We start from the raw sequence: 11,708 nt of genomic DNA on the forward strand, positions 1-11,708 counted from the left end.
TGATTATTTAAGTATTTCTGACTTTAACAATCTTGTAACCCAAAGGTTTTCCTCTCAATCCGCCCGCCCAACCATAAACCTCAGCGGCCCTGCCGCGTTCAATACCGGCTGAATCTGTTCAGCGGTGAAGGATATCCGCATTTCTCCGGCAGAAAAGGGGCCATTCTCCCCAGGATTGAAGTGAAAAACAATCTGATCGCTATATATGTTAATATTGCTCTTTTCATCCAGCCCCTCAAAAGTAAGCCCTAACTCGTGCCCTGCATAAGTCCTCAGATATTCTGTAACCGAGGTCTTAAAGAATGCCTGATAATCTCCGGCAAATAATTGATTCAGGCTGTATGGGATTCCGGTTCTGGGGTCAATATTCTTTGTTTGCGAATGTCGAAGGCTTTTTTCTGTTTCGATGGAAAACTCATCTCTGTGGAGCGAAACGCTTAGCAGCTCAGCGGAAAGGCTATTCACCGAAAAAGAATAGGTAATAGATGAACCCTGCCCATCTTTTTTTCCATGGGCCATACATGCTTCAAGTTCTGCTGCACGCGCGGCGACCGGTGCGGGTTTAAACTGTTCGTTGATGTTTCGCTCAAGCTGTGCAGAGGCAAATCCCTCAAACGAAGGAAATACATAGGTGATACGGCAGCTTTTGTCGGGAGCGTCCATGGCAGTCGAGCGGTACGCGACACGGATTTCCCGGGTTTTTCCGCCTTCTTCTACATAATACAAAGAAGCTGTTTCTGGCTGAACGAGGAATGGGGTATGGCGGGAACCGTCTGCGCTTACCCATTCTCCTGAAAGCTGCTGCGCCTCATTCCATTCTCCGGTAAAAGTGCCGGTATGTGTCCCGCCTTCAGAAAACTCCTTCATAGCGAGTCGCTGATAGTTGACGTAGTCGGTTTCCCCTGAAATCCGGCCACTTTTTTGATCTTCTCCAACCTGGTATTGTCCTGTGACCAATGAGCCATTGATATTCAGTCTCATTTCCAGCAGATCTTCACCTAGTTTGCCTTTCAGAAGCAGACTTCGTTCAAAGCCTGTCGATGGAGAACTTCGCACACTATTTCCGGTCATGTTGGCGAGACTGCCTGATGCTGAAGCGGCTGATTCAGAAGGATTGGTATCGCAGGAGAACAGCAGGAGACAAAAAAGCAGGAAAACAGAGAGAGAGGTTTTCATATCATCCGGGTTTAAGCAGGCGGATAGTTCAGAATATACATATTGCTTTTGCGCTCTTCTCCGATGGTGGTCGAAAATCCATGTCCGCAATTTACGATCACTTCATCGTCGAGCGTGAGAAACTTATCATAAATGGTTTTCATCAGCTGGGGAAATGATCCACCCGGCAAATCTGTACGACCGATACTTCCCTGAAACAGTACATCCCCTGAGAAAATATTTCCCGAAGCCCTGTGCAAAAAACTAATATGCCCGGCAGAATGCCCGGGTGTAAATAATACCTCCAGCTCCGTTTCGCCAAACTGTATAATATCTCCTTCATCGACAAAGCGGTCGGGGGCAGGTGAGGGGTGAGCCATCAATCCCATCGTGGCTCCATATGCCTGGGTACTTTCCAGTTCGGGTACAACCAGCCGGTGTGTCACAAATGGTACCTTCCAGGTCTCTTTTACGAAGTAATTGCCCAACATATGGTCGATATGCCCATGAGTGTTGAGCAACAGTGCTACTTCAAGTTTGTTTCTTTCTATATACTGGGAAAGTGCTCGTTGCTCTGAGTCGGAATAACACCCCGGATCGATGATAACACAGGCGCCGGAAGTGTCAGAGACGATATATGTATTTTCCTGAAAAGGGTTAAAAACGAAAGTCTGAATGGAAATCATAAGCGATAAAGGAAAAGGTTCATGTGACGGGCTGTAAAATTACTACGAAAATCCTAACTTGGGGCAAAATACTACAACTGACTTTAGTCTTTCTCCTTATCGGACCATAGACATGAAAAAGATTATTTTTCTACTGCTTGGGTTGGGATGTCTCTTCCAAAAAATCCAGGCGCAGACCGAGCCTAAGTTTGAGAACCTGGGCAAAGGTATCAATTCTGAATACGATGATCTGGCACCAGTGGTAACACCAGACGGGAAAACTTTATATTTTACCCGTAAAAATCATCCGCAGAATCAAGCAGGTATCAGTGGAACTGAAGATACCTGGGTGTCTTCTTTTGATCCTAAAACAAAAACCTGGCTGCCGGCAACCAACCTCGGAAAGTCTTTCAACAGCCAGCGGGTGAATGGTATCCAATCCATCAGCCCCGATGGCAATACAATTTTTATTTTTGGCGCCTATGAAAATGGCGCTTACAAAGGCCTGGGCTTTTCTACCAGAGAGCGCACCGGCGAAGGCTGGGGAGCGCCTTCCGCAGTAAAGATCGAGGGACTCACCGATATGGTGAAGGGCATTTTCCTTGGCGCCTACATGGCCAACAGTGGTAAAGTCATGATTCTCTATTTCAGCGAAGTGCCCGGCAGCCGCTCCAATGATCTCTATGTCAGTTTTCAAAAAGAGGATGGCACCTGGACTCGTCCCAAAAGCCTCGGACAAACGGTCAACAGCTCTGGTAGTGATGCTTCGCCATTTATCGCAGCAGACAATAAAAGCCTTTATTTTGCCAGCGACCGGGAAGGTGGATTGGGAAGTTTTGACATCTATGTTACCCGGAGACTGGACGATTCCTGGCTCACCTGGTCAAAACCCGAAAACCTGGGCCCTTCCGTCAATACCTCTGGCTTTGAGGCCAACTATTCGATTCCTGCATCAGGAGAATACGCCTATATTTCCACTGAAAAAGGTTCGGTAGGCCGGAGCGACATCGCCCGAATTAAAATCGATAAAAATATTCGCCCTGATCCGGTCGCGCTGGTGTTTGGGACAGTAAAAATTGCCGAAACAAATATTCCTGTAGGCGCCTCTGTCAGGGTTGTCTCCTTACCTGACAATAATGATGAAGGCGGCGTCAGAGCATTCTCTTCTACCGGAAAGTACCAGACTACGATTCCTGTTGGCCGGTCATTTCTGCTGATTGCTTCTAAAGCGGGATTTAAGTCTGACACAGCAACCATCGATTTGTCTGCTGTTAAAGACTACAAGGAAATCACTCAGGACTTTACCCTCGTGCAGGAAGTGGTGAAATCTGCCTCGGAATCGGAAAATAAGGAAGGAGGCCTCGACACCCGTTTGTCCACGGTTTATTTTGAGTCGGGGAAAATAGATATTCTGCCCGAAGCACAACGCGAACTTGACCGGGTGTATACGATTCTATCTGAAAATCCCGGCCTCATGCTTGTCATTGAGGGGAATGCCGACATCGTCGGAACTTTTGACGACAACTGGCAATTGTCAGAGTACCGCGCCCGTAATGTACGGGCGTATCTGATCGCCAAAGGCGTGTCTCCTTCCCGGCTTAAGATCCTCTATTACGGCAATACCAATGCAGCCGCGCCCAATAAATCGGAAGAAGGCCGAAAGCTAAACCGCCGGGTGGATATCCATATCTGGGTGGAACAGTTCTAGCTATGCGAACTTCGCTGGTTCCTGTGCTGGGTGGTCTTTCCGCGCCTATTTCGCTTTCGCTGCTGCGTAATCTCAGCCGGCAACGGCTGGTGCTGCCTGTATATCATCTCAGCACAAATGAGGAAGTGCCGCATATCCGGCATATATACCCGGTGCGAGATGAACAGATTTTCAGCAAAGACATGGATTTTTTTCTCCGGCACTTTTTACCGCTCGATTTCGAGGCGATTCAGAAGCATGTCTCTGGTGAACAACCTATTCAAAAACCCTCCTTTTTCCTTTCTTTTGACGACGGGCTGAGGGAAATTTATGAGGTGGTTGCACCCATTCTTCGGCAAAAGGGAATTCCCGCTGCCTTTTTTGTCAATTCAGATTTTGTGGACAACCGGGGGCTGTTTTTCCGCTATAAAGCCAGCCTGCTTGTAGATCGGTTGAGTAAAAATACATTTTCTCAAAACATTCTTTCCCGACTCGAAACATTGCTGTCCGACCACCAAATCCCGGAGGGGCTTTCTTTGGCAGAAAGACTGCTGCTCGTGAGATATGACCAGCAAAACCTCTTCGAAGAAGCGGCAGCTTTGCTTGAAACAGATTTCGCTGAATTTCTTTCCACCCAAAGACCCTATATGACTACCGGGCAGATCCAGTCGCTGAAGCGTGAGGGATTTACCATTGGTGCGCATAGTGCTGATCACCCGGAGTATCAGTTTATTTCTCCAGAACAGCAGTTGTCGCAAACTCACCGGAGTCTGGCTTATCTGCGGACGAAGCTGGGAATCACGGAAAACACATTTGCCTTTCCCTTTACAGATTTTGGCGTTGGCCGCAAGCTTTTTGAGCAAATGTATGAGTCTGAAAAAGTTTCCGTATCCTTTGGTTGTGCGGGGATAAAAAATGATAGTTTTGCCCGACACCTCCAACGTCTGCCGATGGAAGGAACGCTGCTCCCGGCAGAAAAAATCGTGAAAGGCGAATACCTGTATTATCTGTTGAAAATGCCTTTTGGTAAGAATAAGATTTTAAGGATTTAGAGAAAAAGCACTGAAACCTCTCTGTGGTTCTCTGCCTGTCTGCCCTTGCAGATGTTCTCCGTGGTTTATTCTTGTTTCTCTGGGTTTAAACCACCGAGACCCACAGAGGTTATTGGTCTAAAAGTTCTCTGAGGCGTGGAACACAAATTTCCTTATATTCAACGAATAAAGTTTTGTTATGGATTTCAGGGAACTTACACCTGCCGGTTTACAGGAATTTATTGCTTCGGAGGAATACCGGCAGATGCCCGTGATACCGATCAGTCCACAGCGGGCAATTTCGCATATCAATAATCCCCGGGTCGAAAAGGACGATATGATTCTCCTGCTGGCATATGAGGACGAAAAACTTGTCGGTTATCTGGGGGTTTTAGCTGATAGCCTGTATGTGAGAGGAAAGATTCGCAAGGCGGGCTGGCTGAGTTGTATGTGGGTGGATCCTTTGCAGCGTGGAAAGGGGATCGCCAAAAAACTACTGACCCAGGTTCTCGATGCATGGGGCGAGCGGATACTGGTAACAGAATTTACCCATGCGGCCAAAGGATTGTATGATTACTCGGGGGTGTTTGACGATCTTAAGAAACTGGAAGGAATCAGAGCCTATCTGCGCCTTCCTGTCTCTGACATTCTCCCCCGCAAAAAGCCTGTACTCAAATCGCTCACGCCGGTTTTGAGGTTTTTCGACAATATGGTGAATACCCTGATCTCAGTGAGGTTATGGTTTTGGCAGTCAAATCCTGCAATCAGTTGGGAGGTCATTCGCGAAATTGACGAAGAGTTGGGGGCATTTATCGAAGCCCGGCAGGAAAACCAGCTGATGCGTCGGAGTGCGGAAGACCTGAACTGGATGATTCGGTATCCCTGGCTGCTCGGTGGAGTGGGGGAGGATCGTATCAGCAGCCGGTACCATTTTTCTGCTGTGGATATGCGATTTGAAGTCATAAACCTTCGCCTGACGGATTCACAAGGAAAAACCGTGGGTTATCTTATGCTGACGGTTCGGGGCAATAACCTCAAAATCCCCTATCTGTATGTAGAAGATGGGCGTATCGCTGAAGTAGCAAAACTGATAGTCCGGCTGATGAAAGAAAAAGGACTTCGGGTGCTTACCGTATTTCACCCTGCGCTTGTTCAATATTTTCGCGCCAACCGCCGGCCTTTTTTTCACATCCGCAAAGCGTATCGCCATTTTATCATCTCCAAAATATTTGGTCCGGTAGATCCTGTGGAGATCGAAATTCAGGACGGTGACGCAGATTGCGGGTTTACCTGAATGTATTTACTGAATTGATTTCCATGAAGTTATACGCACATATTTCCGGAAAAAAATACGCAGTTGCATCTGAAGCAATGGATATTTCTATTCCGCTTGATTTTTACGGCTCACAACCCAATACGTATAATATTCCCCCGGCAACATCAAAAGCTTTCGAAGGGGGCGGATTTGTAGGTGACGTGCGTCGGGGCGGCAGTTGCAATTTTGAAACAACTTCGCTTACTGCGCATTGTAATGGCACACATACAGAATGTGTCGGCCATATTACCGGCACGCGTTTGTCTGTTCACGACCGCTTGAAGGATACGCTGGTTCCGGCAACGTTGATTTCTGTTATTCCGGAAAGAGCCACCAAGACCCGCGATACCTATGCGCCATCCTTTAATACTGAAGATCGTGTAATTACCCGCAACAGCATGGCAGAAGCGCTGGCGCATTCGGATCGGTATTTTCTGGAAGCGCTGGTCATACGTACCCTGCCCAATGAAACAGGGAAAAAGAGCCGGGACTATATGGTTCAGGCACCGCCATTTTTTTCACTGGAAGCTATGCAGATGATCCGCAGTTATGGGGTCAAACATTTACTGGTGGATATGCCTTCTGTTGACAGGTTATTTGATGAAGGATTGCTATCGGCGCATCATATTTTCTGGGAAATCACCGGGCATGAGGAAGGTTCAGTGGAAGGGGAAAGTGCATATCGGACGATAACAGAAATGATATTCGTGCCGGATGAAATTCCTGACGGACAGTATTTGCTCAACCTTCAGATTGCCCCTTTTGTAAGTGACGCTTCGCCCAGCCGGCCGAGGTTGTTTCACGTCAATCCGGAATGATACTACATATTTTCCAATTCTGCCCTGACCTTGGCAGGAAGCCCGGCTACTACCAATTCGTAGGAATGGTCAATGAGCGAAATGATCAGTGATTCCTGAAGATTATCGACGAGTGATACCGTATTCCAGTGTTTTTTGTTCATGTGATAGCCCGGTAAAATCGCCTCCGGATAATGTTCCCGTAGTTCCAGTGCGTATTCCGGATCACATTTCAGGTTGGCTGTCGTGGGGTTACTGAAAGAGGAAAGCGCAAACATTTTGCCCATCACTTTATATACAAGGGTATCTTCGCCAAAAGGGAATGATTCGGTAACACCTTTAAGGGAAAGACAGTAATTGCGTAAAGTTTCTATATTCATTATGAACCAATAGGAGCGGAAAGATCGCGGGTGACAGAATTGGGGTCAATGCGCAATTTGTCAGAATTAAGGATGATTTTTCCGACCTGCGGATTTTCGAGATTGTGGAGCGGCATTTTATGTTCGTCGAAAAACTCTTCTTTTAACAAAAGTGCCCCATTGATCTCGATAGTAATATCCTGGGAATCAGCTGACAGATTATGCCTTACAAATATATGATTCATGTAGGTGATTTTCACATCCACCTTATTTTCCTGCACTTTTTCGGGAGAAATATAGATAATGAAACTTCCATCCTTTTCAGATTGCTGTGTTGCCAGCACTTTATCGCCGGATTTAATAATAATACTTGCCTGACGAAATGGTTTCCGGGAAGTTTGTTCGACTATTTTCCCCGAAATCCTGATCATACACCCACCCGGGCATTCATTTCCTGCGGTTAATACAGAATGGCTGCCAAGGAAAAAAACAACCATCAGAAAAATCCTAAAGGAGGAGAAGGTGTATAGATTTTGCATATTTTCCGGAACTTTTATTCAAAAGGCAAAGGTATCTTATTAGGTACTACCCAATATTGCTAAAGGTTACAGTCACTGGAGGGCGATATCCTTATATGTGTCCGGAAGCGCGTTTTGACACAAAATTTAGCATTTTTCACCTATCCCGAAATGATATCGTGGTCGAGGGTAATCTGAACATTCTCTCCTTCAGATTTGGCCATTACGGTTGTAAGTACCAGGTCGCCAAAGATATTAACGACCGTACGGCACATATCCAGAATCCGGTCCAGCCCAAAAATCAGCGCGATCCCCGATTCCGGTATTCCAGCAGTGCTGAGAACGAGCGCAAGGGTAATCATACCCGCTCCGGGGACACCCGCAGCGCCTACCGAAGCCATGGTAGCGGTAAGGATAATGGTAAGTTGAGCGGCAAAACTCAGCTGGATATCAAAAACCTGGGCAATGAAAATGGCAGCTACTGCCTGATAGATGGCGGTTCCATCCATATTTATCGTCGCACCCAGTGGAAGTACAAAACTGCTGACCTGCCGCGAGACCCCCAGATTGGTTTCCGCGACGTTCATACTGATCGGAAGCGTGGCACTGCTGGAACTTGTACTGAAGGCCATGACAATGGCCTCTTTGATTGCTGAGATAAACTTCAGCGGATTTTGCTTTACATAAAAGCGAAGGAAGCTGAAATGCGTAATAGCAATATGCAAGGCGAGCCCCAGGAGTACGGCAAATGCGTATTTGGTGAGCAACAGCAAAATATCGAGCCCGAGACTGGCGACGACATTGAGCATCAGGGCAAAAACCCCGTAGGGGGCTGTTTCCATGGCAAGTGTCACCATCTTGATGATCGCATCATTCAAGCCGTCGAAGGCGTTGATCAGCGGCTGGGCTTTTTCGACAGGAATCAGCGTCATACATATCCCCAAAAATAAAGCGAAGAAGATGACGCCCAGCATATCTCCTTTGGCCAGTGCCTCAAAAGGATTTGTCGGGACCATGCTCACCATCAGGTCGATAACCTTCTCAAAAGCACTCTTCTCTTTCAAAGCCTGTGTAGCCTTCTCGTCAATTTTTGATGAGGCAGCTTCCTGATACTGTGCAACCAGTGATTCTGTTTTTTCTTTGGCCAGACCTTTACCCGGCTGCACGACATCTGCCACCAGAAGACCTATGCCCGCACCAACAGCTGTGGTAAACATAAAAAAGACAAAAGCTTTAACCCCTATTTTCCCCACTTTCCGGATATCACCCAGGCTGGCAGAGCCCAATATCAAGGAGACAAGCACCAGTGGCACCACAAGCATTTTTACCAGACGGATAAAGACTGTGCCCATCCAGTCCGTATAGACTGTGAATTCCTGCCATCCCAACAGATTGAAAAGATATCCGGCCACAATACCAGCCAGCATGCCGATAAGGATTTTTGTATAAAGCTTCATATTCGTACAGGTAGTTTGTTGCTGAAAGATAGCAGATATTGGAAGGAATCGAAAATTTTGATCATCCCTTTCAACCGGAAATGCCTGATTGAAAAATAAAGATTGACCTATTTGACTGGAATTCAGACGGATTGAACAAGGTTTTTTACCGGTTCGGGAAATAAAAAGTCAATCGAATTGTGGATTTCGCTTATTTTGTGTAATCATTTTGTCGATATTAAAAACTCCTTTTAGGTTTAATTACACACATTCCACAAAAATTTATGAATGCAAGAACCATTACTTTCATGCTCTATTTGGTTTTCGCGGCTGTCACAACCTCTTTCGGACAAAGAACTCATTCCATCTCCGCAGGGTTGGGGACGATTTATTATTATGGTGATCTCACCGATAATTTTAATAACTCTCTGCTAAAACCTGCTGTAAGCCTCAGCTACAGCAAGTATATTGTGCAGCAGCTTAGCTTTAGGGTAAACTTCACATTTGGGCAGATCGGTGCGTATGACAACGCGGCCTTTGACCGTGCCCGGGTACTTAGAAACCTCCATTTCAAAAGCAATTTGTTTGAGTTGAGCGGAAATGTCGTTTACGAATTTCTGCCTGACAAAAACTTCGGCAACGCATGGCAGGGCAAACCGCACTGGAGCCCTTACATCTTTGGCGGAATCGCCTTCTTCCGGTTTAACCCTAAGGCTATTTACAACAATGAATGGTATGAACTCCAGCCTCTGGGTACTGAAGGGCAGTTTATCCCTGGCAATGCAGGTCCTTATTCTTTGGTACAGGCTAGTGTACCTGTAGGTTTGGGAGCAAGCATTCGCCTTTCTGAAAAAGCCGGGATTAATTTTGAGATCGGTTACAGAACCACCTTCACCGATTATCTGGATGACGTAAGCACTGTCTATCCAGATTTTGAAGCACTGGCTGAAGTAAGTGGGCCGCTGGCGGTTACACTTTCCGAGCGTTCGGTAGGTGATATATTCAGACCCGGTGAAAAACGCGGTAACTCTGATGCCAACGATAGTTACTTCTTTACGATGGTTTCAGTAACTTATTACCTGAGCCGTTACGCTTCGCGTGATAACTAAAAAAAATGCCTGCTTCAAAAGCAGGCATTTTATAAAATAAGCTTGATTTAATCTTCCAGCACCTGGCGCCAGTCCAGGTGCTTTTTTATATAGCTCTGTACTTCCGCAATCGGAATACGAACCTGGTTCATACTGTCTCTTTCGCGGATCGTAACGGAGTTGTCTTCTTTGGTCTCGTAATCAACCGTGATGCAGAATGGCGTGCCAATCGCGTCGTGTCTCCGGTACCTTTTTCCAATGGCGTCTTTTTCGTCGTACATGACATTGTAGTCATATTTGAGTCCGCCGATGATCTCTCTCGCAATTTCCGGAAGCCCGTCTTTTCTTACCAATGGGAACACGGCTGCTTTATAAGGCGCAAGCAATGGGTGAAAACGAAGCACTTTCCTGACTTCCATCGTGCCCTGCGCGCTCGGCACTTCTTCCTCATCATAAGCGTTGCTGAGATGTGCCAGGAATGTCCGGTCAAGCCCCACGGCGGTTTCAACTACATAAGGGACAAAAGACTCGTTGGTTTCAGGGTCAAAGTACTGGAGCTTTTTACCTGAAAATTCCTGATGCTGTCCCAGGTCAAAATCTGTCCTTGAGTGAATACCTTCCAGCTCCTTGATACCAAATGGAAAACGGAACTGGATATCCTCTGCTGCATCGGCATAGTGAGCGAGTTTTTCGTGAACGTGAAACCGCAGGCGGTCGGTATTCAGGCCCAAAGCCTTGTGCCAGCGTGAACGTTTTTCTTTCCAGTATTCAAACCACTCTTTTTGTGTGCCGGGTTTGATGAAAAACTGCATTTCCATTTGCTCAAACTCACGCATACGGAAGATAAACTGCCGCGCTACAATCTCGTTGCGAAATGCCTTCCCGATCTGGGCAATCCCGAAAGGAAGTTTCATCCGGGAAGATTTCTGTACATTCAGGAAGTTGACATAGGTACCTTGCGCCGTTTCAGGACGGAAATAAAGATCCATCGCTGTTTCTGCGGTAGCTCCCAGCTGTGTCTTAAACATCAGGTTAAACTGCCGCACTTCTGACCAGTTTTTGGAACCTGACTCCGGGCATGCGATTTCATAATCAACAATGATATCCCGAAGGTTGTTGAGGTCGTCAGAGTTTAAGGCTGCTTCCAGACGTGCCTGGATTTCCTGCGCCTTCTGCGCATTGCGGTTTTTCTGAAGATAATCATTAAACTCTGGCCCACCGGCTGCCCAGCCTTCTTTTTCTGCACGTTTTTGCGTGTCTTTTAACGCCTTATCGTCGTATTTCTGGATTTGCTCTTCGATCAGTACGTCGGCGCGGTAGCGTTTTTTTGAGTCCTTATTGTCGATCAGCGGATCGCTGAATGCGTCCACGTGACCGGATGCTTTCCAAACCGTCGGATGCATAAGAATCGCCGAATCGAGTCCGACAATATTTTCATGCATCTGAATCATCGCCTTCCACCAGGCTGTTTTGATATTCAGCTTTAGCTCCACACCATTCTGCCCATAATCATATACGGCACCCAGACCGTCATATATCTCACTGGAAGGAAAAATAAAACCATACTCCTTGGCATGGGAAATGATTTTTGGAAATATTTCGTCGTAATTCATTGCTTACTGTTTACTGACAACTGAAAAAACTGACCACTTTTTTC

Annotated in this window: 11 protein-coding genes; 5 read left to right on the top strand and 6 right to left on the bottom strand. The window is 46.6% G+C overall.

The genetic code is table 11. The features are described 5' to 3' along the window. Positions 1 to 54: 54 nt before the first annotated feature. Positions 55 to 1,176, bottom strand: a complete 1,122-nt coding sequence (locus tag R3D00_02535) for a hypothetical protein (GenBank protein ID MEZ4772031.1) — start codon at positions 1,174 to 1,176, stop codon at positions 55 to 57. An 11-nt stretch (positions 1,177 to 1,187) separates the two neighbouring features. Then, positions 1,188 to 1,841, bottom strand: a complete 654-nt coding sequence (locus tag R3D00_02540) for an MBL fold metallo-hydrolase (GenBank protein MEZ4772032.1) — start codon at positions 1,839 to 1,841, stop codon at positions 1,188 to 1,190. A gap of 112 nt (positions 1,842 to 1,953) precedes the next feature. Between R3D00_02540 and R3D00_02545 the strand changes: the two genes are divergently transcribed. The 4 genes from R3D00_02545 (at position 1,954) to R3D00_02560 (ending at position 6,671) form a co-directional block, all read left to right on the top strand. Then, on the top strand, positions 1,954 to 3,528 hold the full coding sequence (locus R3D00_02545; GenBank protein ID MEZ4772033.1) for an OmpA family protein: 1,575 nt from the start codon (positions 1,954 to 1,956) through the stop codon (positions 3,526 to 3,528). A 2-nt stretch (positions 3,529 to 3,530) separates the two neighbouring features. Further along, positions 3,531 to 4,559, top strand: coding sequence for a polysaccharide deacetylase family protein (locus R3D00_02550; GenBank protein MEZ4772034.1), 1,029 nt, complete (start codon positions 3,531 to 3,533; stop codon positions 4,557 to 4,559). 178 nt (positions 4,560 to 4,737) lie between these two features. Next, positions 4,738 to 5,832 (top strand): GNAT family N-acetyltransferase, encoded by a 1,095-nt coding sequence (locus tag R3D00_02555; GenBank protein MEZ4772035.1) that lies wholly within the window; start codon positions 4,738 to 4,740, stop codon positions 5,830 to 5,832. Positions 5,833 to 5,855: 23 nt separating this feature from the next. Then, on the top strand, positions 5,856 to 6,671 hold the full coding sequence (locus R3D00_02560) for a cyclase family protein (GenBank protein ID MEZ4772036.1): 816 nt from the start codon (positions 5,856 to 5,858) through the stop codon (positions 6,669 to 6,671). A gap of 2 nt (positions 6,672 to 6,673) precedes the next feature. On the opposite strand, the gene R3D00_02565 is transcribed toward R3D00_02560, so the two are convergent. From R3D00_02565 to R3D00_02575, 3 genes are all read right to left on the bottom strand, one after another. Next, the gene (locus tag R3D00_02565; protein ID MEZ4772037.1) at positions 6,674 to 7,030 is read right to left on the bottom strand and encodes an MmcQ/YjbR family DNA-binding protein; all 357 of its coding nucleotides are present in this window, start codon (positions 7,028 to 7,030) and stop codon (positions 6,674 to 6,676) included. Further along, positions 7,030 to 7,548, bottom strand: coding sequence for a hypothetical protein (locus R3D00_02570; GenBank protein MEZ4772038.1), 519 nt, complete (start codon positions 7,546 to 7,548; stop codon positions 7,030 to 7,032). Before R3D00_02570 ends, R3D00_02565 begins: the two co-directional genes overlap by 1 nt. Positions 7,549 to 7,688: 140 nt before the next feature. Continuing rightward, complete coding sequence (locus R3D00_02575) at positions 7,689 to 8,984, bottom strand: dicarboxylate/amino acid:cation symporter (GenBank protein ID MEZ4772039.1); 1,296 nt, start codon at positions 8,982 to 8,984, stop codon at positions 7,689 to 7,691. Between the two features lie 263 nt (positions 8,985 to 9,247). Here R3D00_02575 and R3D00_02580 point away from each other — a divergent pair, with 263 nt between their 5' ends. Beyond that, positions 9,248 to 10,072, top strand: coding sequence for a DUF6089 family protein (locus tag R3D00_02580; GenBank protein MEZ4772040.1), 825 nt, complete (start codon positions 9,248 to 9,250; stop codon positions 10,070 to 10,072). 47 nt (positions 10,073 to 10,119) lie between these two features. Here the strand turns inward: R3D00_02580 and R3D00_02585 are convergent, their stop codons facing one another. After that, on the bottom strand, positions 10,120 to 11,664 hold the full coding sequence (locus tag R3D00_02585; GenBank protein ID MEZ4772041.1) for a glycine--tRNA ligase: 1,545 nt from the start codon (positions 11,662 to 11,664) through the stop codon (positions 10,120 to 10,122). Positions 11,665 to 11,708: the final 44 nt, after the last annotated feature.

Source organism: Bacteroidia bacterium (genome assembly GCA_041391665.1).
GTDB lineage: Bacteria > Bacteroidota > Bacteroidia > J057 > J057 > JAGQVA01.